Origin of the sequence: Aeromonas veronii bv. veronii (assembly GCF_000820225.1) — a bacterium.
Lineage (GTDB): Bacteria > Pseudomonadota > Gammaproteobacteria > Enterobacterales > Aeromonadaceae > Aeromonas > Aeromonas veronii.
The window spans coordinates 112,390-134,688 of record NZ_CDDK01000018.1 but is presented as its reverse complement, the minus strand read 5'-3'; the positions used below and the strand labels follow the sequence as shown (position 1 = coordinate 134,688).

The window sequence follows — 22,299 nt, the reverse complement described above, 5'->3', positions numbered from 1 at the left end:
AGCAAAAAGGGAACCCACACCATGAACCTTGAAGGGAAACTCGTGCTGCTCACCGGCGCCAGCGGTGGCATAGGTGAGGAGCTGGCGCAGGAGCTGGCCGCCCAGGGGGCACACCTGCTGCTGCACGGTCGTCGCGGTCCGGCACTGGAGCGGCTGTGCAAGTCACTGCCTCATCCCGAGCGCCATCAGGTGGTGCTCGCCGACCTCGGCTCTGCGCAGGAGCGGGCCAAGCTGTTGCAACACCCTGCGCTGGAGGATGGGATCGACATCCTGATCAACAACGCTGGCTGCAACCAGTTTGCCTGGCTGGAAGATCAGAGCTTCGAGCAGGTGGAGCGCCAGCTGCTGCTCAATATCGAGGCGCCCATCCAGCTCACCCGTGCCCTGCTGCCAACCATGCGCAAGCCGGGGATCATCATGAACATGGGGTCGAGCCTGGGCAGCATCGGCTACCCCGGTTACAGCGTCTACTGCGCCAGCAAATTTGCCCTGCGCGGCTTTAGCGAAGCGCTGGGACGGGAGCTGGAGGGGAGCGGCATCAAGGTGCTGCACTTTGCCCCCCGCGCCACCCGCACCAAGCTCAATTCTGAGGCCGCTTACGAGATGAATGCAGCGCTCGGCACCCAGACCGACAGCCCGCAGGAGGTGGCCGAAGAGGCGGTCATCGCCCTGTGCAACGAAACCCGCCGCAGCTGGCTCGGCTGGCCGGAAAAACTGTTCGTGCGGCTCAATGCCCTGCTGCCCAGCATCGTCGACAAGGCGCTGGCCAGACAGCTGCCGATCATCAAACGTTATGCCCGTCATCTTCAGCCAGGGACGGCTGATGCCGGCGCCAACAGTGCGCCACAACCAGACTTGTCCCGCCCGATCCCGACCAAGAAGGAGCATTAATATGAACTTTTTCCGTCAATCAGTGACCTCTTGTGCCATCGCCATCCTGCTGGGATCCACCTCAGTCATGGCCGCGGATGATGCCCTCATCCCCATCCAGCAACAGTGGGCCGTCTGCCAGTATCAACAGAGCGGCAAGGCGAAAGAGAGCTGCCTCGAAACCTTGAGCACCCAAGCCGAAGCGGCCAGCGCCAAGGAGCCTTTTCGCGCCGATCTGCTGATCTGGTCGGCCATCGTCAAGAGCACCTGGGCGGGGGCCAAAGGGGGGCTGGGGGCACTGGCTCTGGTGAAAGAGGCCAAGGCCAAGCTGGAGCTGGCACTCAAACAGGATCCCAAGGCGCTGGACGGCTCCGCCTATACCAGTCTGGGCTCCCTCTACTATCAGGTGCCCGGCTGGCCGGTCGGCTTTGGCGATGACGAGAAGGCGGAGCAACTGCTCAAGCAGGCGCTGGCCATCAATCCGGATGGCATCGACCCCAACTTCTTCTACGGTGACTTCCTGCTGGATCAGGGTCGCAAGGCCGAGGCCAAAACCTACCTCGACAAGGCGCTGGCCGCCCCGGCCCGCCCGGGTCGCGAAGTGGCCGACGAAGGGCGCAGAATGGAGATCCGCGATCGGCTGGCCAAGCTATAAAACCCTGATGGATCAAAGAACTATTTAAACTCTGCCCACCAGCTTGCATACTGGTGGGCAGGGTTGTTTATGCCACGGCACGCCCTGGCGCTGAGCCAGATCGCCACACCCAACAAACAGGGAGAAAAGAATGCGGATCCTGCTGGTGGAAGATGATGTGATGCTGGGGGATGGCATGCAGGATGCACTGCGCCATAGCGGCTACACGGTGGACTGGCTGCAACAGGGGTTGCCCGCTCTGGCAGCCCTCAAGAGCGACGAATTCGCCGCCCTGATCCTCGATCTCAACCTGCCCGACATCGATGGCCTCAGCCTGCTGCGCAAGTTGCGGCGTGAAGGACACCAACTGCCTGTGCTGATCCTCACCGCCCGCGATGCGCTGGACGATCGGGTGGTCGGTCTCGATGCCGGCTCCGACGACTACATGGTCAAGCCCTTCGCCCTGCAGGAGCTCAACGCCCGCCTGCGCGCCCTGGTTCGTCGCAGCAAGGGGCAGGCTCAGGCGGTACTGGAGTATGGCGACATCCTCATCTATCCCGAATCCCAGCAGGTCACCTATCAGGGGGAGGCGGTCAAACTCACCCCCCACGAATACAAGTTGCTGCAGGAGCTGATCAGCCAGAGCGGCCGGGTGCTGAGCAAGGATCAGCTGCAACAGAGTCTCTACGGCTGGGATGAAGGCGCCGAGAGCAACGCGGTAGAGGTGCATATCCACCATCTGCGCAAGAAGTTCTACAGCGACCTCATCCGCAACATTCGCGGGGTCGGCTACATCATTCCCCAGCTCGAACAGCCAAGCCGGACACCCGCACGATGAAACGCCCCCGCTCCATTCGCCGCTTTCTACTCACCGGTATCCTGACGCTGGTGAGTCTGAGCCTCACCATCAGCGCCTTTATCGGCTACATGGAGGCGAGCCACGAAATGGAGGAGCTGTTTGATGCCCGCCTCGCCCAGTCTGCCCGCATCACCAACCAACTGCTGGCCCGCTATATGGCCCAGCAGGGGCAACTGCCCGCCAACGGCACCGTCTATCAGGAGTGGGAGGCGCAGAACCCAGATGAGTGGCAAAAAGACCCCAGCCTCAACCTGACCGGCGAGGATCGGGAGATCACCCCCTACGGCCACGAGTTCGAACGCAATCTCTACTTCCAGCTGCTCGATGAAAAGGGCGGCTTGCTGCTGCGCGCCCCCAGCGCCCCGGATCAGCCGCTGGTCACCCTGGCCATCGGCTTTGACACGGTCGAAAAAGATAATCACCAATGGCGCACCTTCACCCTCTACAACCAGCAGGAGCAGACCTGGCTGGTGGTGGCAGAGCGGGACGACGAGCGCAGCGAACTGGCCAGCAAGATGGCCACCCTCACCATGCTGCCGCTGCTGATCACCCTGCCCTTTCTGCTGGCCCTGCTCTGGTGGCTCATCACCCGCGGGCTGGCCCCCCTTCGTCAGCTGGCCCAGGCCATCAGCGAACGTCACCCCGCCAACCTGAGCCCCCTCAGCCTCAAGATAAGCGCGCAGGAGCTGACGCCCCTCACCAACGAGATCAACCGGCTGATGCAGGCGCTGGCGGAGACCATAGAGCGGGAGAAACAGTTTACCAACGAGGCGGCCCACGAGCTGCGCACCCCGCTGGCGGTGCTGCGGATCCACAGTGAAAATGCCCTGGCTGCCGAAGATGAAGTGAGCCGCCAGCAATCCCTGCACAAGATGCTGCAGGCCCTCGACCGCAGCGATCGGCTGATCCGCCAACTGCTGACCCAGGCCCGTATCGACAACCAACAGGGGCTGGTATTGACCGAGCTGGAGGTGGGCCACCTGCTGCAAGGCACCCTGGCAACGCTTGCTCCCATCGCGCTCAAGAAGGATCAGCAGCTGTCGCTGGAGTGTGAATTGCCGCTGCTGGTGATGGGGCAGGCCACCCTGCTCGAGCTGCTGTTCAGCAATCTCATCGACAATGCGCTGCGCTATACCCAGCCGGAGGGCGAGATCAGGGTGCGGGTTCAGCAAGAAGGCAACCGGGTGAGGGTCGATGTGAGCGACAACGGCCCCGGCATTCCCGCCAGTGCCTTGCCCCGGCTGTATGAACGCTTCTTTCGGGTCAATCCCCAGCAGGGGGATGGCGTCGGCCTTGGCATGGCCATCGTCTCGCGCATCGCCCAGCTGCACGGCGCCGACCTCGATGTCCACAACCGGCCGGAAGGGGGGCTGGAGGTGAAAGTGTTACTCCCGCTGCCGCCGGCAAGATAAGCGATAAGTAAAGAGCCCGCGATGCGGGCTCTTTACTTTCAATGACAATCTGGCTGCACGGTAAAGGTTCGACTGGAATCCACCGGGCCCAGCTCGGCCAGCAGACGTCGGCCCAGCAGCACCGGATAGATCATCTTGCTGCGATCCCGCAGGGTAAACCACTCCTCATACACCTTGTCCCCCAGACAGATGGACATGGTCACCGTTGGTCGCAGCTCCATACCGCCCGCCCCGCGCACCGTCACGCTGCGCTCGACCCGCCGTTCGAACTGCTGTTTGACCAGCTTGCCGCTGTCGGCATCGGTCACCACCAGCATGAAGCGCACCCAGGGCTTGCCACCCCGTTTGAATCTGGTGATGGCGCGTGCATCGAGGGAAGAGGTGAGCGCACCGGTGTCGAGTTTCATCTTCACCGCCACGCCGGTGGGCAAAATAAGTCCCTTCTCGATCCAGCCATAGCTGGTCGGGGTCTCAGCCAGCGCACTGCCACACAGTGCCAGCATCAGGGTGATCCCCACCATCATCTTGCCCATTTTACTGCCCTGCCTTGTCAATCCTGCGCCCAGATCTATCACAGTCCCATTGTGGGTCAATCCGATTTATTTCAGCTACTTGGATAATATCTGGCGGGTCAGGAGAGAGACGACAAAGAGTGGCCGAACGGCGGCCCAAGCGGGCAGGAATATCGAAGGAGAGCAAGGCACCGAACGGTGCTGGATGAAACTGGTGGTTAACCTCAGGTTGTGACGCCAAAGGCTACCACAAGGATTTACAAATTATCAGTCTTGTTCTGAAGGGATTTTTGCCTACACTGTTGTAAACCGGAGGGCCTGAAAACCACCGGTTTTTTTGCGCCTGCCGAAAATTTGCCACTGCAAAAGTGACTTTCAACAAGGCTCAATAAGGAATTTGTAATGCGTATCGAAGAAGACTTGAAGCTCGGTTTCAAGGATGTCCTGTTCCGCCCCAAGCGCTCTACTCTCAAGAGCCGTTCCCAAGTAAGCCTGACCCGTCAGTTCACCTTCAAACACACTCAGACCCAATGGCAAGGCGTACCCGTCATCGCCGCCAACATGGATACCGTCGGCAGCTTCGCCATGGCGCGCACGCTGGCCGGTTTCGAGATGATGACCGCGGTACACAAGCACTACAGCCTTGAGCAGTGGCAAGCTTTCGTCAACGAGACCGACCCGGCGCTGCTGGGCCATGTGATGGTCTCCACCGGCACCTCGGCTGAAGATTTCGCCAAGACCCGCCAGATCCTCGCCATGTCCGAAGCGCTGCGCTTCATCTGTGTCGATGTGGCCAACGGCTACTCCGAACACTTCGTCGAGTTCGTGCGCAAAATTCGTGAAGCCTGCCCCAACCACGTCATTCTGGCGGGCAACGTGGTGACCGGCGAGATGGTCGAAGAGCTGATCCTCTCCGGCGCCGACATCGTCAAGGTCGGCATCGGCCCGGGCTCGGTCTGCACCACACGCGTCAAGACCGGCGTCGGCTATCCGCAACTCTCCGCCATCATCGAGTGTGCCGATGCGGCCCACGGCCTCGGCGGCCAGATCGTCGGTGACGGCGGCTGCACCTGCCCGGGCGACGTCGCCAAAGCCTTCGGCGGCGGCGCCGACTTCGTGATGCTGGGCGGCATGCTGGCAGCCCACGAGGAGTGCGGTGGCGAGATCGTCGATGTAGACGGTGAGCCTTTCATGAAGTTCTACGGCATGAGTTCCTCCAGCGCCATGGACAAGCACGCCGGCGGCGTCGCGGAATACCGTGCCTCCGAGGGTAAAACCGTACTGCTGCCCTACCGCGGTCCGGTCGAGAACGCCGTGCGCGACATTCTGGGCGGCGTGCGCTCCACCTGTACCTACGTGGGCGCCAGCCAGCTGAAAGAGCTCACCAAGCGCACCACCTTTATCCGGGTGCGTGAGCAAGAGAACAACGTCTACGGCAAAGAGTAACCAGCCACAGACCGCCGTCACGCGCTGACGGTTAGAAGCCAGTCAACCGGTGTGCTACCCTGCGCACCGGTTTTTTTGCATCTGGGATCCCGCGCCATGACAACCCCCCTGCCCCCGTTTGACTGGGACATCTTCTGTTGCGTCGTCGACAACTTCGGCGACATCGGCGTCACCTGGCGACTCGCCCGCCAGCTAAAGCGGGAGGGGAATATTGCGGCACATGGCGATGAGGTTCAGGTGCGGCTCTGGGTGGATGACCTGGCAAGTTTCGCCCGCATCTGTCCAGGTCTCGACCCGGCGCAGGATGGCCAGTGGGTCGATGGCATCTATATCCAGCACTGGCATGAGACCCTGCCGAGCGACATGACCCCGGCCAGGGTGGTGATCGAGGCCTTTGCCTGCGAGCTGCCCGCCCCCTTCATAGAGCTGATGACGAGCCAACCCAGCCCCCCATGCTGGATCAATCTGGAGTACCTCTCGGCGGAGAGCTGGGTAGAGGATTGCCACGGCCTCGCCTCGCCCCAGCGGGTTGGCAATAAAAGCCTCAACAAATACTTCTTCTTCCCGGGCTTTACCGCTAAAACCGGCGGCCTTTTGTGCGAACGCGACCTCATCGCCGAACGGGAGCAGTGGCAGCAAGATGATGCGGGACTGGCAGCCTACTGGGCCAGTCTCGATTTGCCGCCAAAACAAGAGAACGAGCTGCGGGTCAGCCTCTTTACCTACGAGAGCGATGCGCTGAAGAGCCTGGTCGAGCGCTGGTGCCAGAGCGCCACGCCCGTCACCCTGCTGCTGCCGCTGGGGCGCTCTCTCAACGATGTGCTCACCGGTGCCGGTCTGACTGATGCCATCCCTGCGGCCAAAGCGGAGGATCTGCTCCACTCGGGCAACCTCACCATCAAGCTGCTGCCGATGACCGATCAGGCCGGTTACGATCGACTGCTCTGGAGCTGCGATCTCAATCTGGTGCGTGGGGAGGACTCCTTCGTGCGGGCCCAGTGGGCAGCTCGTCCTTTCCTCTGGCATATCTACCAGCAGGAGGAGGAGGCCCATCTGGTCAAGCTGGAGCAGTTCCTCGACCACTATCTTGCTGATCTGCCTGCCGATTGCGCCCAATGGCTGCGCAGCTTCAATCTGGCTCTCAACCGTGGTGAAGATTGCCGCGAACTCTGGGCACAATGGCCGCAATACAGCGCGATTTGGCAGCAACATGGGCGACTCTGGTCACAGAAGCTGCTCCGGGATGGGGATCTCGTCACGAGGTTGGTGAAATTTCTGGAAAGCCGTATATAATCTGGCAGTTTTTATCCGTCCGTTTCACGAACAGGAATTTTTTACATGAAAACCGCTCAGGAAATCCGCGCTGGTAACGTAGTCATGATCGGCACCGAGCCGATGGTGGTCCAGAAGGCTGAATTCAACAAATCCGGCCGTAACTCCGCCGTGGTCAAAATGAAGCTGAAAGGCCTGCTGAACGGCAGCGCCACCGAGACTGTCTTCAAGGCCGACGACAAGCTGGACGTTGTTCAGCTGGAGCGTAAAGAGTGCACCTACTCCTACTTCTCCGACCCCCTGTATGTCTTTATGGACACCGAGTACAACCAGTACGACGTAGAGAAAGACAACCTGGGTGACGTGCTGAACTACCTGGTAGACGGCATGGAAGATCTGTGTGAAGTGACTTTCTACAACGAGAAAGCCATCTCCGTAGAACTGCCGACCACCATCGTGCGCGAAGTTGAGTACACCGAACCGGCTGCCCGTGGCGACACCTCAGGTAAAGTGACCAAGCCTGCCCGTCTGAAAGGCACTACCTACGAGCTGGCTGTTGCCGCTTTCGTAGAGATCGGTGACAAGATCGAAATCGATACCCGCACCGGTGAATTCAAGCGTCGCGTCAACTAATTGACCGCTTTGAATTGATTGCAAAAAAGCGAGCCACCGGCTCGCTTTTTTATTGCTTGCGAGTTGCCATCGCACCACCCGCCTTCAGAAAATCCCGCCGCCGCCGCTAACCCAGATAACCGGGGGAGCACACTATGGCCAGATTATCCTTATCACTGCTGTTATTGACCTTGCTGGCTGGCCATGGGGCAGAGGCGAGCGAGGTTGCGCCCCCCGTTGCCGAACCTATGCCCCTCGACCACTGGCAAGCGAGCGACTGGAAAGGGTTGCCCGATGCCACCCAAATCGACAAGCAGACGGTGCTGTTCGCCAAACACGACAGTGAAAACTATCTGGGGCTCGCCATTTTACTGCCCGACTGGCAGCGCAGCGGCCAGCTCTGGCAACTGACTCGCGCCCTCGGCCGACTGGGCTTTGATACCCTGCTGCTGCTGCCATCCCCCCAACAGACCGAACTGGACCCAGCCGCCGAGAAAAAAGCGAAAAACAGCGATGCATTTCGCAAGCAGTTTGCCGAGCGGATCAGCAAGCTGGCCGATGCCAAGCTGCAGGAAGGGGGCTTCAAGCTGATCCTGGCGCAAGGTACCGGCGCCGCCTGGACTGCCAACCTCATCGCTAGCGAACAGTTGCCCGCCCCCGATGCACTGGTGCTGCTCGATGGTTTCTTCCCCAATCAGCAGAGCAACCAGACCCTGGCCAAACAGGTGGCTCAGGCGGCCATCCCCACCCTGGACCTCTATCAGGAGGATGGCGGTCGCTGGCCACTGCTGGCCGCCGAGGCCCGTAAAAGCGAGAGCCGGCGCAGCAACAAGCTCAACTATCGCCCCTACGCCCTGATGGAGCTGGAGGAGACCCCCACCCGCATTCAGGGCTGGCTCAACCATCTGGGCTGGCTCTAAACCAGCCGTCACCGTGGCGCAATAAAGCGCGCGCCAGCTCACATCTGCCGGATAAAGCCCAACCCTGCCACGGCGACGATCTGGCCCTGACCGCATCCTCTTTGGCATCATGGCCCCTCGACACCAGAAAAATGGCAGGAAGGTCCATGCAGCAAATCGTATTTCTCGACAGCGATACCCTGGATGCGGGCATCACCCTGCATCACCCCGACTTCCCCCACCACTGGCAGAGCTATCCCAGCACAGCCCCGGAACAGGTGGTCGAGCGGCTGAAAGATGCCAGTATCGCCATCATCAACAAAGTACGGATCGGCGCCGCCGAACTGGCCCAGCTGCCGGAGCTCAAACTCATCGCCCTGGCCGCAACCGGCAGTGACAACGTGGATCTGGAAGCGTGCCGCGCCGCCAACGTCGGGGTGTGCAATATCCGCAACTACTCGGGCCCCTCGGTGCCGGAGCACGCTATGGCGCTGATGCTGGCCCTGTCGCGCAACCTCTTCTGCTGGCGCCAGTCGCTGCTGGAGGGGCGCTGGCAACAGAGCGGCCAGTTCTGCTTTTTCGACCACAACATCATGGATCTGCACGGCAAGCAGCTTGGCATCATCGGCAAAGGGACGCTCGGTCAGGCGCTCGGCGAGCGGGCCAAAGGGATGGGGATGACGGTACGCTATGCCCAGAGCCAGGTCGGCGCCAGTCACGACGAGGATCGCTTGCCCCTCGACGAGTTGCTGCAAAGCTCGGACGTCATCAGCCTGCACTGCCCGCTCACCCCCTACACCCGCAACCTGATTGGCGAGCGGGAGCTGGATCTGATGAAACCGGGCGCCCTGCTGATCAACGTCGGCCGTGGCGGGCTGGTGGATGAGGAGGCGCTGCTGCAAGCGCTGGCCAACGGCCGCCTCGGTGGCGCCGGTTTCGATGTGGCGAGCGTCGAACCCCCGCCCCCCGACCATCCCTTGATGAAGGCGCTGCAATACCCTCACTTCATTCTGACCCCTCATGTGGCCTGGGCCAGCGAAGAGTCGATGCAGCGACTGGCCGACCAGCTTATCGACAACATCAACGCCTTTGCCGCCGGTCGCCGCCAGCACCGGCTGGTGTAACCGCACGAGCGAGTCACCACACAATGCACAACGGGACCAACAGGCCCCGTTTTGCATCTTCCGCACTCACTGCACACGCATCAATCGTCGTCATGCCATCTGTGCTTCTTATGCTTTTTGTACTTCTTGTGGTGCTTGTGATGGTGATGATCGTCGTCATCATCGTAATAGCGATCCTGGCTCTTGTGGCCATCGCCCGTCTTGGCACCGATGGCCGAACCGCTCGCCCCGCCGACCCCGGCGCCGATCAGCTGCCCGGTATCACCACCGACACTCTTGCCGATGGCGGCACCGCCCAGCGCCCCCACCGCGCCGCCAAGGGCCGCTTCATTCTTGTTGCCCTTGTTGGCCGTCGCAGCCCCACCGGCAGCACCGCCCAACGCAGCCCCCACCAACGCACCGGTATCGCCACCCAGCTCCTTGCCGATCATGGTGCCCGCCACACCACCTGCGCCGCCACCCAGAATGGTATTGAGGGTCTCGGAGGCGTGTACGGTCGTGCTGCCAGCCAGCAAGGCGCCCAGCAGTGCCAGTGCGCGAAGAGCACGCGAATTCATCTCCATGGGTACTCCTGTCCAATCTGATTAATTTCCTCTGCACTATACAAACCGGCAGGCAGCAAACCAGTGGGTGACTAGCGGCAAGTAGATCCTCACTTGAAACCCAGCAATAGGCGTGACCGGCAAGCCCGAATTCAATCACTTGAATAACCACAAGAAAATTTCCATTTCACAGAAATGGCGTGTCCCTCGGCAGGGGCGGGAGGCTGTCGCAGCCCCACCCCAACTACTGGCGATCGGACAGCTCCTGTCACCTCCGCAGGGTTGGGTGGCGCAATCTCAGCTGGGCTGGCAGTTCAGCGCGCCTCAACCCCGTTCACTGGGGAGCAACTGGATCGCCTATGTGCGAGGTGTTAACCCTCAGTTGAAAGTGTCACCACTGCATGTAAACGCCCGGAAGATAATCGGGTGGTATAGTCTATAGCTTGAACAACAAGGGATGGCTGGCTACAAGGCTGGCGCCCGGTGACTATCAAGCAAAGGAGATGTTATGAGCAGTCCGTTTATCGAACAGATCAAAGCACGTCGTACCATCTATGCCCTGGGCGACCAGGTGTCCCACACGCCGGAGCAGCTGACGGCCCTGATCCAGGATGCCATCAGGCACAGCCCCTCCTCCTTCAACTCCCAGAGCTCCCGTGCCGTCATCCTGTTTGGCGCCCAGCACCACAAGCTGTGGGATATCGTCAAAGCCGAGCTGAAAAAAATTGTGCCGCCGGAGGCCTACGCCCAGAGTGAGGCCAAGGTAGATGGCAGCTTCCGCGCAGGCTTTGGTACCGTGCTGTTCTTCGAAGACACCGACGTCATCAAGGATCTGCAGCAAAAATTCGCCCTCTACGCCGACAACTTCCCCATCTGGTCGGAACATGCCACCGGCATCGCCCAGTTTGCGGTCTGGACGACGCTGGCGCAGGAGAAAGTCGGTGCCTCCCTGCAGCACTACAACCCGCTGATCGACGAGGCGGTACGCAAGGAGTGGAACCTGCCCGCCAGCTGGCTGCTGCGTGCCCAGATGCCCTTTGGCAGTATCAAGCAACCGGCCGGTGACAAAACCTTTATCGACGATGCCACCCGTTTCCGCGTTTTCAAATAACCGTTGAGAAAGCAAAACGCCCCCGCATCTCGGGGGCGTTTTTATTGCGGCATACAGTGTTGATGGCGATGGTTCATACCGCAATCTGCGGTCGTAATACGCTCTACCGCTCAGGCGGGCAGCGTCACCAGCAGGGATGTCTCTCCAATCTCCACCTTCACCTCGCGCCAGTCGCGGATCACCGCCACCACCGCCGGATTGAGCGGCGCATCGCCCCCTACCTGCACCACGGTGCAACCTGCGCGCAGGGCGCTCTCGATACCGGCCGGGGCATCCTCGAACACCAAGCAACGATCGGGCGAGACGCCAAGCCGTTCAGCCCCCAGCAGATAGGGTTCGGGATCTGGTTTGCCATTGATCACTGCTTCGGCCCCCACCAGTACGTGGGGCAGCGGCAAACCGGCACAACTCAGGCGATGGCGAGCAACCCGCTGGCTGGCGGAGGTCACGATGGCCCAACGCTCTGGCGGCAAGCGGCGCAGCAACTCGCCAGCCCCAAAGATGGCGTCGCCACCGGTATGCAGCATCTCCAGCTCGTCGAGGCGCGCGGCCTCCCGCTCCACATCCAGCTGCGGGGCCAACGCCCGGATTACCTCACGTGAGCGCATACCGTGGCACATAGCCAACACCGGCTCTGGGGCAAGCTGATGATGCTGGCACCAGAGCCGCCACACCTTCTCCACATCGCCGGTCGAGCAGACCAGGGTGCCATCCATATCGAGCAGCAGGGCGGATACCGACAGGGTGATCGTGTTGATGCCAGCACTCATACAGGCATTCATACAGGCTCTCATACAGACACCCCGGCCAGCTCGGGCAGAGAGCCAGAGAGCGCATCGGCAAAGGCTTGCTGCTGGGCGGCACGTTCATAACAGGCGAGCGCCTGTTCGGCGCTGCCTGCCCACACCTGCAGCGGGCCGACCACAAACCCCTGTTGCAACAGGCTGGCGAGCAGCTCCCCCGTCTCCGGGGCCGCCAACGGCTGAGCCAGCACCAGCTTGCCCTTGATCAAAAAAAGATAACGTTGAGTGGACATGATATGGCTCCTTGTTCCGGTTCAGAGGAGGGCGATTCCCCCCTTGCCGAGCCATTAGAACAAGGCGATTAGATAATTTATAATCAATAAATCGCCACTTTGGATAACCAATTGGAATGAAATTCGACTTGAGGCAACTGCAGGCGTTTGTGACGCTGGCCGACACCGCCAACTACCGGGAAGCTGCCAGCCGCCTCTTTATCACCCAGCCGGCCCTCACCAAGCAGATCCAGGGGCTGGAGCAGACGCTGGGCTGCACCCTGTTCAAACGGGGCCGCCACGGCGCCGAGCTGACGGCGCTCGGCGCCCAGCTGCTCACTCAGGCAAGCGCACTGGTCAAACACGGCAGGGAGTTTGAACGTCACGCGCTGGCGGTGGCGAGTGGCGTGGCCGGTCGGCTCAAGATTGGGTTTGGCCTGTCGAGTTTCGCGCTGGCCCCTGCGCTGGTGGCCCGCTTCAAGCAGCAGGTCACGGACGTGATGGTCCATCTGCAGGATATGCCCTCCGCCATCCAGCAGGAGCAGCTGCTCTCCGGCCAGTTGCAGCTTGGCTTTATGCGCAGACCTCAGATGCCGCAGTTGCAGGAACACAGACTGCTGATCGACCGGCTGGTGCTGGCGGTGCCGACACGGATGACCGAGCCAGACCCGGCCGCATTCGACGTCCAGCAGGCACTGACCAGTCAACCCCTGTTGCAGATGGTGGGCCACCGCTGCCCTGGGCTCAGCCAGCAGATCGCCGGTTTTCTCGGCGCCAATCGGCTGACCGGCATGGTCCAGGAGGCCGAGGATATCCAGACGCTGGTGGCATTGGTCGCGGCGGGCATAGGCAACGCCATCCTGCCGCGCAGCGTCAGCTTTATCGCAGGGCCCGATGTCACCCTCTATCCCCTCTCTGGTCCCAGCTCCGAGTGGGAGGTCAGCATGGTATGGAATCCGGACTTTGCCGACCCCATCAGGGATCACTTCGTCAGGCAGGTGATCGCCAGCCATCCCCTGCCGGTGTCGGCCACGCCCGAGCGCTGAAACCAACGCTCGCTGGTAGCTAACATCGTGCCACGTCAAAACAGTGCGCCCCCATCAAGGGGGCGCATGCAGGACAAAAGCGGCAATGCGGCTCAACAGCTGGCGCAGTGACTACGGTTTTTACCCGCCCCCTTGGCGCAATAAAGCGCCGCATCGGCCGCAGCCAGCAACGCCCCTTCCCCCTCCACCAGTTGCTCTGCCGTGTAGGTAGCAATGCCAATGCTGGCGCTAAGTTGAATATTATTTGCCACCACGATGTCGAGATCGTTGATGGCCTGACGGATCTCCTCTCCAATCCGCTGGGCCGCATCTCGATCGGTATTGCCGAGGATCAGGGCAAATTCGTCACCACCAAAACGGCAGGGCAGATCCGCAGGACGCTGGCAGAAAGATTGCAGAAGATGGCCCACCAGCTGGAGGGAGCCATCCCCCATCTGATGACCAAGATGGTCATTGCACGCCTTGAAGTTATCCAGATCCAGCATGATGAGGGAGAGCGGGGTATGTTCACGCATGCTGCGCCGCCACTCGTTATGCAAAAAGCTGTTGAATAGCCGCCGATTGGCCAGTCCGGTCAAGGGATCATGTTGGGAGAGGCTGGCAACTTCCAGCTCCAGCAGCTTGCGCTCGGTGATATTGATATGGGCGATGGAAAAATATTCGGCATCAAGCCCGGGTACCGGCGCTACTCGCATCATAAACCAGCGCTGGGTGTCGGGGCTGTGGCAGGGGTATTCCAGATAGAACTTCTCCTGTTGATGACGGATAACCCGAAGGATCCCCTCCACGGCAGCCAATCCAGAGGGCTCGGCTTCAGCGTCACAAGCCCCCATGTAATTGACCCCAATCCAGTTATATCCCTTGGGCATGCCGTTTTGCTCGGCAAACAGATCCCAGGCGAGATTGGTGTAATGGATCACGCCATCCCGATCTATCACCGATATCTGGTCTTCCAGCGAATCCAGCAGCGCAGCCAGATGATGGGCTCGCTCGGCGAAGTAACTCTGCCGCGTCTGTATATCATCCGCCATGGTGGCCATCCTGTGGCAAAAGTGGCATACCGCCATCTATTAACAATTAAGTCAGCAGATAGAGTAAAGCACCCCATTCCCACTTAGCCAACTGAGACCAAATTTCACCATCGAACACCATCCGGCAAGGTTTCAAGCCAGCTGGGACACCTTGATGATCTCGGCGATGCGACCCAGCATCCGCAGCGAGGTGTGATGCTCGGTAGCATCCGCCGCCGCGCAGGCATCCTCCAGAATGGTGATGGCGTAGTCGCGATCGTGACCATCCCGCGCTGCCGCCTGAATGGCCCAGCTGGTGCTCACCCCGCACAGATAGAGGTGGTCGATGTGATTGGCCCGCAGCGCAGGCTCCAGCGCCGTGCCATAGAAGGGACTGACCCTAGGCTTGGTCAGCACCAGATCGCCGGGCTGCACATCCAGATCAGGATGAAAGTCGGTGCCGCTGTCAGCCAAAGAGAGCGCCCCCAACTGGTGAGCGCGACCAAACATGGGAGACCCCTTGGGTTGCAGCTGATAGCCGCCGTCAAAGCCCACCTTGATCAGCACTACCAGCCAGCCGTTGGCGCGGGCATGGGCCAGCGCCTGATTGGCATGCGCGATGGCATCCTGCTCCAGCACATGGGCTGCGGAGGCGGCGATGCGCCCGTCGGGGTGGGCGATGTCGTTGATAAAATCGATAACCAGCAGTGCCTTGTTCATCACCTTTGCTCCTTCGCGCATTCTGCCCGTGCTATCTGGTTTCTACCTGTCAAACCAGCCCCAGTGCATAGCGCAGCGCCATCTCCTTCAATGGGCCTGCCTTGTCCGCCAGATTGAGGGCCAGATTGCGGGCCAGCTTGAGGGGGCCAATCTCGTTGCTGAACACCCCGTAGAAGAGATCCATCCCCGACTGCATCAGCAGGTTGTCAGGACGACGGCGCCGCTCGTAACGCTCGGCCAACGCCAGTTGATGCCAGTCGGCGCCAGCTCCTTGCAGCAGATCAGCCCAACAGGCCACATCCTTGAAGCCGAGGTTGACCCCCTGCCCCGCCAGCGGGTTGATGGTGTGGGCAGCATCGCCAAGCAACACCACCCGACCGGCGTGATAGTCGTTGGCGTGGCGGCGCACCAGCGGGAAGCTCCCCTTGCCGGTGACGGTGAACCCGCCGAGCCGACTCGGGAAGTGGCGGCGCACTTCGGCGGCAAGCCCTTCGTTGCTCATGGCCGCCAGCGCCCGGATCCGAGCCGGGCTGTCATACCACACCAGAGAGCCGTGCTGGCCTGGTAGTGGCAGGAAGGCGCGCGGACCGCTCGGGGTGAACTGCTGCCAGGTGATATCTTCCTGCGCAAAGTCGGTGTCGATATTGATCAGCATGCAGTGCTGGCGGTACTCGAAGCGCGATACACCGATACCCGCCAGCTTGCGGGTGTGGGATTCGGCACCGTCACAGGCCAGCACCCAGCGGGCCGCCAGCTCGGTGCCATCATCCAGAGTCAGCACAGCTTCATCTGCACTCTGGCGCAGGCTGGTCACCACCGCCGGGGTGTGGGTCTGGATGGTGGGAAAATCCTCCATCCGTTTGAGCAGGGCGAGCTGCACCAGCCGGTTTTCGATGATGTAGCCGAGCTGGGGCAGACCGAGATCGGCGGAATTGAAGCGGGTGGCAAAACCGTCCAGCTCCCAGGTCTCCAGTCGGCGGTAGGGGCAGAGTCGCATCTGCTGCAGATGGTGCCAGGCACCGGCCTGCTCCAGCAGCGCCACCGAGGCCTGACTGATGGCAGAGACCCGCAGATCCAGCGGCTGCTCCGGCGCGTAATGCTCCGGCAGTTGGGTCTCGATGACCCGCACCGAGAGACCCTGAGCCGCCAGCAGACAGGCGGTGGCGGCGCCCACCATGCCAGCGCCGACGATGGCGATATCACACTGTTCCATACATTTATTCCTGAAAGGGTGCGTCCGGCGACAGCGCCCGGACGTGAACCGGATGGCAGCATGATAGCGCAAGGGCGGCTGATAAACAGTGAGACAAACGGGGAATTGCTGCGTCAAATCAAGGAGAAAGCTTATTGAGCTTGCTGGCAACAGGTATCGGGTGAGCACCATTGCCAGCTGGATATTAGCTAGGCAGTATCCAGATTGCGGAGTAAAATGCGCGGTCCTTTGACCATGCCGATTTCAAAACAAGTCAAGAGAAGCAATGAGCAAGAAACTTCACATTAAAACCTGGGGTTGCCAGATGAACGAGTATGACTCGTCCAAAATGGCCGACCTGTTGGATGCCAGCAATGGCTACACCCTTACCGAAGAGCCCGAAGAGGCAGATGTCTTGCTGCTCAATACCTGCTCCATCCGCGAAAAGGCGCAGGAGAAGGTGTTCCACCAGCTGGGACGCTGGAAAAAGCTCAAGGCCAACAAACCCGGTCTGGTGATCGGCGTGGGTGGCTGCGTTGCCTCTCAGGAGGGCGATGCCATCCGCCAGCGCGCTCCCTATGTGGATATCGTGTTCGGCCCGCAGACCCTGCATCGCCTGCCCGCAATGATCAAGGAAGTGCAAGAGGGCCGTGGTGCCCAGGTTGATATCGCCTTCCCCGAGATCGAAAAATTCGACAGCCTGCCCGAACCGCGCGCCGAAGGGGCCACCGCGTTCGTCTCCATCATGGAAGGCTGCTCCAAATACTGTACTTACTGCGTGGTGCCCTACACCCGCGGTGAAGAGGTGAGCCGACCGCTGGACGACGTGCTCTACGAAATCGCCCAGCTCGCCCAGCAGGGCGTGCGCGAAGTGAACCTGCTCGGCCAGAACGTCAACGCCTACCGCGGCCCGACCTTTGATGGCGGCATCTGCACCTTCGCCGAGTTGCTGCGTCTGGTGGCCGCCATCGACGGTATCGATCGCATTCGCTACACCACCAGCCACCCGATCGAATTCACCGACGACATCATCGAAGTCTACAAAGATACCCCGGAAGTGGTCAGCTTCCTGCACCTGCCGGTGCAAAGCGGCTCTGATCGCATCCTGACCATGATGAAGCGCCCGCACACCATCCTGGAGTACAAATCCAAGATCCGGCGCCTGCGTGCCGCCCGTCCCGACATCACCATCAGCTCCGACTTCATCGTTGGCTTCCCGAATGAGACGGACGAAGACTTTGAAGCGACCATGAAGCTGATCGAGGATGTGGGTTTCGATATGAGCTTCAGCTTCATCTTCAGCCCGCGCCCGGGCACCCCGGCCGCCGACATGCCCGACGATGTCGATATGGAAGTGAAAAAAGCCCGTCTGGCCCGCCTGCAGCACGTCATCAACAACCAGGCGATGCAGATTGGCCGTGCCATGCTGGGCACCACCCAGCGCATCCTGGTGGAAGGGCCCTCCAAGCTCGACCCGATGCAGCTGTGTGGCCGCACCGAGAACAACCGGGTGGTCAACTTCGAAGGCCAGCACACCCTGATCGGCGGCTTTGCCGACGTGGAGATCACCGAGGTGCGTCCCAACTCCCTGCGCGGCAAGTTCATCCGCGGCGAGAGCGAGATGAACCTGCGGATCGCCACCGCCCCGAGCGAAATCCTGGCCCGTCGCCCGGATAACGTACCGGACGAGCTGGGCGTTGCCGCCTTCACTCCCCATTAATCCCCTCCTCCCCATTCGCCCAGCGGATGGGGAGCGCCTTGAGACGAGGATATTTTGAGCCGACACATCTCGACCCTGAATCTGCATCTGGAGCCCGCCGACAACCAGCGCCTTGCCAGCCTGTGCGGCCCCTTCGATGACAATATCAAGCAGCTGGAGCGCCGCCTCGGCGTCGAGATCAGCTACCGTGACAGCCACTTCCAGCTGGTGGGCAAACCGGCCCAGCTGGATGCCGCCGCCGTCATCCTCAAGCACCTCTATGTGGAAACCCAGCCCCTCAAGGGTGGCAAGGTGACCGACATCACCCCCGACATGGTCCATCTGGCCATTCAGGAGTCGCGGGTGCTGGAGCAGGATGACGAACCGGCGCCGAGCATCCCATATGGCAAGGAGGTGACGGTCAAGACCAAGCGCGGTCTCATCAAACCACGCAGCCCAAATCAGGCCCAGTACATTGCCAATATCGTGCGCCACGACATCTGCTTCGGCATAGGCCCGGCCGGTACCGGCAAGACCTATCTGGCGGTCGCAGCGGCGGTGGATGCGCTGGAGCGTCAGGAAATTCGCCGCATTCTGCTGACCCGTCCGGCGGTGGAAGCGGGTGAGAAGCTGGGCTTCCTGCCTGGCGATCTCTCCCAGAAGGTGGATCCTTACCTGCGCCCGCTCTACGACGCCCTGTTCGAGATGCTGGGCTTTGAGCGGGTCGAGAAGCTGATGGAGCGCAACATCATCGAAGTGGCGCCGCTCGCCTATATGCGCGGAAGAACCCTCAATGACGCCTTTATCATTCTTGATGAGGCCCAGAACACCACCACCGAGCAGATGAAGATGTTCCTCACCCGCATCGGCTTCAACTCCAAGGCAGTGGTCACCGGCGACATCACCCAGGTAGACCTGCCGCGCAACGCCAAATCCGGCCTGCGCCACGCGCTGGAAGTGCTGCCAGGGGTCGATGGTCTGTCGTTCAACTTCTTCGAGTCCAAAGACGTGGTTCGCCACCCGGTGGTGGCCCGCATCGTGCAGGCCTATGAGGCGTTCGACGCCAAACAGGCAGCCGAGAAGGTGGCCGGCCAAACAAACTCCAGCAAAGAGAGCGAGCAATGAGCGTAACCCTGGATCTGCAGCTGGCCAGTGCCAGCACTGACGGCCTGCCCACCGAAGCCCAGCTGCAAGGCTGGCTCGACGGCACCATTCTCGGCTTCCAGCAGGAGGCAGAAGTGACGGTGCGCATCGTCGACGAGGCGGAGAGCAACGAGCTCAACCTCACCTATCGCGGCAAGGACAAGCCCACCAACGTGCTCTCCTTCCCGTTCGAGGCGCCACCCGGTCTGGAGCTGCCGCTGCTCGGCGATCTGGTGATCTGCCGTCAGGTGGTAGAGCGCGAGGCCGAGGAGCAGGGCAAGCCCCTCATGGCCCACTGGGCCCACATGGTTGTGCACGGCAGTCTGCATCTGCTAGGTTATGACCATATCGAGGATGAGGAAGCCGAAGAGATGGAAGCGCTTGAGCGCGACATCATGCAGGAGCTCGGTTTTGCCGATCCTTATCTGAACGACGAAGAGTAAAACGCCGGACGGTCATCGACTTGAAACAGCAGATGGCCATCCTTATATAACCCGAACTATTTCAAGTGTGTTCATACGAGTAACCAAGAGAGAAAATGACCGACGATCACCCTAGTACCGGCTCGCCGAAGAAAACCTGGCTCGACAAACTCAGCCAACTCTTCCAGGGCGAGCCAAAAGACCGCAATGATTTGGTAGACGTGATAGCCGATGCCGAAGAGCGCGACCTCATCGATCAGGACACCAAGGACATGATCGAGGGGGTGCTGGAGATCGCCGATCTTCGCGTGCGCGATATCATGATCCCCCGCTCCCAGATGGTGACCATCGAGAAGTCCCAACCGGTGGATGCAATCCTGCCGGTGATCATCGAGTCCGGTCACTCCCGCTTCCCGGTGATCAACGAGGACAAGGATCATGTGGAGGGCATTCTGCTCGCCAAGGATCTGCTCCCCTTCGGGTTTGGCGGCCATCACGCCAGCGAGCCGCTACAGCTCGAGAAAATCTTGCGCCCCACGGTGATCGTGCCGGAAAGCAAACGGGTTGACCGTCTGCTCAAGGAGTTCCGTGAAGAGCGCTACCACATGGCCATCGTGGTCGACGAATTTGGTGGCGTCTCCGGTCTGGTGACCATCGAAGACATACTGGAACTGATCGTTGGCGAGATTGACGACGAGTTTGACGACATCGAGGATGAGCCGGACGAAATCCGCCGCCTCAGCAAGCGGGTCTTCTCCATCAGCGCCCTGACCGAGATCGAGGATTTCAACGACTTCTTCGGCACCAAATTCAGCGATGAAGAGGTGGATACGGTGGGTGGTCTGGTAATGCACGCCTTCAGCCACCTGCCCAAGAAGGGCGAGGAGATCGAGCTGGACGGCTACCTGTTCAAGGTGATGCATGCCGACCGGCGTCGTCTGCAGCAGCTGCAGGTGAAGATCCCCGAGCACCACGCGGCGGCGCAATCCGAGCCACAATAGGCAGATCCGCTCGATGTGTGAAACAACGCCCCGACCTCGGGGCGTTGTGCTCTCTGCCACCGGCATCGAGGCTCGCCGTTGTCCCGCTTACAGGTTAAGATACCGGCCATTCGACCCCAGTTGCACACCAAGACGAGCACCATCGCCCGTGAGATTATCCCCTGTTACTTCCAAAATTCTGTTAAGCCTCAGTGCGTTGGCCTCTGGTGCCATCGCCGTGCTGGCCTTCTCCCCCTTCGGCTACTGGCCGCTGGTGATCCCCTCCCTGCTTGGCCTCTACGCCCTGCTGGACAAAGCCACGCCGAAACAGGCCGCCTGGCGCGGTTTTGGCTACGCCATGGGACTCTTTTTGCCGGGGCTGTGGTGGATCCATGTCAGCATGACCGAGTTTGGCGGCATCCCGCTGCCGGTCGCCTTTGTGCTGCTGGCCGGGCTCTCCGCCTATCTGGCCCTCTACCCGACGCTCGCCTGCTGGATCTTTGCCCGCTTCTTTGGCGGCCGTCACTGGAGCCGCTGGCTGCTCGCCTTCCCGGCCCTTTGGTTAGTGGCTGACTGGCTGCGCGGCTGGGTGATGACCGGCTTCCCCTGGCTCTGGTTTGGCTACAGCCAGATCGACGGCCCGCTCAAGGGATTTGCTCCCATTCTCGGGGTACAGGGCATCACCCTAGCACTGCTATTCTCCGCCTCCGCCATTTGGCTGGTGTGGAAGTCCCGCTCGCCACTGTGGCTGGCGGTGCCCGCCCTGCTGGCTGCCGGCGCTCATGGCCTGATGCAGCTCAACTGGGTGACCCGTGGCGAACCGGTCAAGGTGGCACTGGTGCAGGGCAATATCGCCCAGTCCCTCAAGTGGGATCCGGAGGCGCTGGCCCCCACGGTGCGCACCTATCAGGACTTGAGCCGCGAGAATCAGGATGCCGACATCATCGTCTGGCCGGAATCGGCGATCCCGGCCATCGAGAAGGCGATGGGCCCCTATCTGGAGAATCTGGACAAGGCGATGAAGGTGAACGATACCGGCCTGCTGGCGGGGATTATTCACTACGACGAGCAGCAACAGCGCTTCTACAATACCGTGCTCGGCATGGGGGTGCAGGATGCGGATGGCAAGGAGTCCTACTTCTACAACCACTCCAACCGCTACAACAAATACCACCTGCTGCCCATCGGCGAGTTCGTGCCGTTTGAAGATCTGCTGCGCCCCATCGCCCCCTTCTTCAACCTGCCGATGTCCTCCTTCAGCCGGGGTGACGAAGTGCAGCCAAACCTGATCGCCAAAGGGCTCAAGTTTGCCGCCGCCATCTGCTACGAGATCATCTTCCCGGAAGAGGTGCGCCGCAACGTCAATACCGATACCGACTTCCTGCTGACCGTCTCCAACGACGCCTGGTTCGGCACCAGTATCGGCCCCTGGCAGCATATGGAGATCGCCCGGATGCGCGCGCTGGAGCTGGCTCGTCCGCTGCTGCGGGACACCAACACCGGTATCACTATCGTGACCGAGATCGATGGCAGCATCATCGGCCAGATCCCGCAGTTTGAAGCGGGTGTGCTGCGCAGCGAGGTGCGTCCCGCCCACGGCGAGACCCCCTACATGCGCTTTGGCAGCTGGCCCCTCTATGGCCTGACCGTGCTGCTGCTGGGTCTGGCCCTGGCGCTGCGCCCCAAGGCTCACCCCTGGGCCCGTGAGCTGTAATGGCCATCCGCAATCCCTGATAAACAACGAGGCGCCCACAGGCGCCTCATTTTTTTACGACAAAT

General features: G+C 61.0%; 23 protein-coding genes. 16 read left to right on the top strand and 7 right to left on the bottom strand.

The genetic code is table 11. The features are described 5' to 3' along the window. Window positions 1-21: 21 nt before the first annotated feature. From BN1139_RS06840 to BN1139_RS06825, 4 genes are all read left to right on the top strand, one after another. Window positions 22-891 carry an SDR family oxidoreductase gene (locus tag BN1139_RS06840; RefSeq protein WP_005354045.1) on the top strand — a complete coding sequence of 290 codons (870 nt, stop codon included), beginning with the start codon at window positions 22-24 and terminating at the stop codon, window positions 889-891. Window position 892: 1 nt separating this feature from the next. After that, window positions 893-1,525 (top strand): tetratricopeptide repeat protein, encoded by a 633-nt coding sequence (locus tag BN1139_RS06835; protein ID WP_005354049.1) that lies wholly within the window; start codon window positions 893-895, stop codon window positions 1,523-1,525. Window positions 1,526-1,655: 130 nt separating this feature from the next. Next, entirely contained in the window at window positions 1,656-2,342 is a 687-nt protein-coding gene (locus tag BN1139_RS06830; RefSeq protein ID WP_005335091.1) for a response regulator, read from the top strand. Continuing rightward, window positions 2,339-3,775, top strand: coding sequence for an ATP-binding protein (locus BN1139_RS06825; protein WP_005354053.1), 1,437 nt, complete (start codon window positions 2,339-2,341; stop codon window positions 3,773-3,775). The genes BN1139_RS06830 and BN1139_RS06825 overlap by 4 nt, the downstream gene beginning before the upstream one ends. Before the next feature lie 38 nt (window positions 3,776-3,813). Here BN1139_RS06825 and rloA3 read toward each other — a convergent pair whose 3' ends face one another. Next, window positions 3,814-4,308, bottom strand: coding sequence for a retropepsin-like aspartic peptidase RloA3 (rloA3, locus tag BN1139_RS06820; protein ID WP_005354055.1), 495 nt, complete (start codon window positions 4,306-4,308; stop codon window positions 3,814-3,816). 381 nt (window positions 4,309-4,689) lie between these two features. On the opposite strand from rloA3, the gene BN1139_RS06815 reads away from it, so the two are divergent. The 5 genes from BN1139_RS06815 to BN1139_RS06795 all read left to right on the top strand — a co-directional run bounded on the left by BN1139_RS06815 (window position 4,690) and on the right by BN1139_RS06795 (window position 9,640). Further along, on the top strand, window positions 4,690-5,733 hold the full coding sequence (locus BN1139_RS06815; RefSeq protein ID WP_005348017.1) for a GMP reductase: 1,044 nt from the start codon (window positions 4,690-4,692) through the stop codon (window positions 5,731-5,733). Between the two features lie 96 nt (window positions 5,734-5,829). Next, window positions 5,830-7,026, top strand: coding sequence for an elongation factor P maturation arginine rhamnosyltransferase EarP (gene earP / locus BN1139_RS06810; protein ID WP_005354058.1), 1,197 nt, complete (start codon window positions 5,830-5,832; stop codon window positions 7,024-7,026). Window positions 7,027-7,071: 45 nt separating this feature from the next. Further along, complete coding sequence (efp, locus tag BN1139_RS06805) at window positions 7,072-7,638, top strand: elongation factor P (RefSeq protein ID WP_005335100.1); 567 nt, start codon at window positions 7,072-7,074, stop codon at window positions 7,636-7,638. Window positions 7,639-7,772: 134 nt separating this feature from the next. Further along, window positions 7,773-8,537 (top strand): DUF3530 family protein, encoded by a 765-nt coding sequence (locus BN1139_RS06800; protein WP_005354060.1) that lies wholly within the window; start codon window positions 7,773-7,775, stop codon window positions 8,535-8,537. Window positions 8,538-8,683: 146 nt separating this feature from the next. Continuing rightward, window positions 8,684-9,640, top strand: a complete 957-nt coding sequence (locus BN1139_RS06795; protein WP_005354062.1) for a D-2-hydroxyacid dehydrogenase — start codon at window positions 8,684-8,686, stop codon at window positions 9,638-9,640. A gap of 80 nt (window positions 9,641-9,720) precedes the next feature. Here BN1139_RS06795 and BN1139_RS06790 read toward each other — a convergent pair whose 3' ends face one another. Beyond that, window positions 9,721-10,203, bottom strand: coding sequence for a YMGG-like glycine zipper-containing protein (locus BN1139_RS06790; RefSeq protein ID WP_005354064.1), 483 nt, complete (start codon window positions 10,201-10,203; stop codon window positions 9,721-9,723). 487 nt (window positions 10,204-10,690) lie between these two features. On the opposite strand from BN1139_RS06790, the gene BN1139_RS06785 reads away from it, so the two are divergent. Then, complete coding sequence (locus BN1139_RS06785) at window positions 10,691-11,293, top strand: nitroreductase family protein (protein WP_005348028.1); 603 nt, start codon at window positions 10,691-10,693, stop codon at window positions 11,291-11,293. Between the two features lie 110 nt (window positions 11,294-11,403). Here BN1139_RS06785 and BN1139_RS06780 read toward each other — a convergent pair whose 3' ends face one another. After that, window positions 11,404-12,087 (bottom strand): HAD-IA family hydrolase, encoded by a 684-nt coding sequence (locus tag BN1139_RS06780; protein ID WP_005354067.1) that lies wholly within the window; start codon window positions 12,085-12,087, stop codon window positions 11,404-11,406. Next, the gene (locus BN1139_RS06775) at window positions 12,084-12,329 is read right to left on the bottom strand and encodes a hypothetical protein (protein WP_005354070.1); all 246 of its coding nucleotides are present in this window, start codon (window positions 12,327-12,329) and stop codon (window positions 12,084-12,086) included. Before BN1139_RS06775 ends, BN1139_RS06780 begins: the two co-directional genes overlap by 4 nt. Before the next feature lie 116 nt (window positions 12,330-12,445). On the opposite strand from BN1139_RS06775, the gene BN1139_RS06770 reads away from it, so the two are divergent. Continuing rightward, entirely contained in the window at window positions 12,446-13,354 is a 909-nt protein-coding gene (locus BN1139_RS06770) for a LysR family transcriptional regulator (RefSeq protein ID WP_005354074.1), read from the top strand. A gap of 92 nt (window positions 13,355-13,446) precedes the next feature. Here the strand turns inward: BN1139_RS06770 and BN1139_RS06765 are convergent, their stop codons facing one another. From BN1139_RS06765 to BN1139_RS06755, 3 genes are all read right to left on the bottom strand, one after another. Beyond that, a complete protein-coding gene (locus BN1139_RS06765) occupies window positions 13,447-14,385 on the bottom strand; it encodes a sensor domain-containing diguanylate cyclase (RefSeq protein ID WP_005354077.1) in 939 nt (312 codons plus the stop codon). A gap of 132 nt (window positions 14,386-14,517) precedes the next feature. Continuing rightward, window positions 14,518-15,084: a cysteine hydrolase family protein gene (locus BN1139_RS06760; RefSeq protein ID WP_005354080.1), complete on the bottom strand. Its 567-nt coding sequence runs from the start codon at window positions 15,082-15,084 to the stop codon at window positions 14,518-14,520. A gap of 49 nt (window positions 15,085-15,133) precedes the next feature. After that, window positions 15,134-16,297 (bottom strand): FAD-dependent oxidoreductase, encoded by a 1,164-nt coding sequence (locus BN1139_RS06755; protein WP_005354084.1) that lies wholly within the window; start codon window positions 16,295-16,297, stop codon window positions 15,134-15,136. A gap of 265 nt (window positions 16,298-16,562) precedes the next feature. Here BN1139_RS06755 and miaB point away from each other — a divergent pair, with 265 nt between their 5' ends. From miaB to lnt, 5 genes are all read left to right on the top strand, one after another. Further along, complete coding sequence (miaB, locus tag BN1139_RS06750) at window positions 16,563-17,996, top strand: tRNA (N6-isopentenyl adenosine(37)-C2)-methylthiotransferase MiaB (protein WP_005335132.1); 1,434 nt, start codon at window positions 16,563-16,565, stop codon at window positions 17,994-17,996. Window positions 17,997-18,050: 54 nt separating this feature from the next. Continuing rightward, entirely contained in the window at window positions 18,051-19,100 is a 1,050-nt protein-coding gene (locus BN1139_RS06745) for a PhoH family protein (protein ID WP_005354086.1), read from the top strand. Next, window positions 19,097-19,561 (top strand): rRNA maturation RNase YbeY, encoded by a 465-nt coding sequence (gene ybeY, locus BN1139_RS06740; protein ID WP_005354089.1) that lies wholly within the window; start codon window positions 19,097-19,099, stop codon window positions 19,559-19,561. The genes BN1139_RS06745 and ybeY overlap by 4 nt, the downstream gene beginning before the upstream one ends. 95 nt (window positions 19,562-19,656) lie before the next feature. Further along, on the top strand, window positions 19,657-20,541 hold the full coding sequence (gene corC / locus BN1139_RS06735; RefSeq protein ID WP_005354092.1) for a CNNM family magnesium/cobalt transport protein CorC: 885 nt from the start codon (window positions 19,657-19,659) through the stop codon (window positions 20,539-20,541). A 148-nt stretch (window positions 20,542-20,689) separates the two neighbouring features. Continuing rightward, window positions 20,690-22,234 carry an apolipoprotein N-acyltransferase gene (gene lnt / locus BN1139_RS06730; protein ID WP_005354095.1) on the top strand — a complete coding sequence of 515 codons (1,545 nt, stop codon included), beginning with the start codon at window positions 20,690-20,692 and terminating at the stop codon, window positions 22,232-22,234. The last annotated feature ends 65 nt before the right edge of the window (window positions 22,235-22,299 follow it).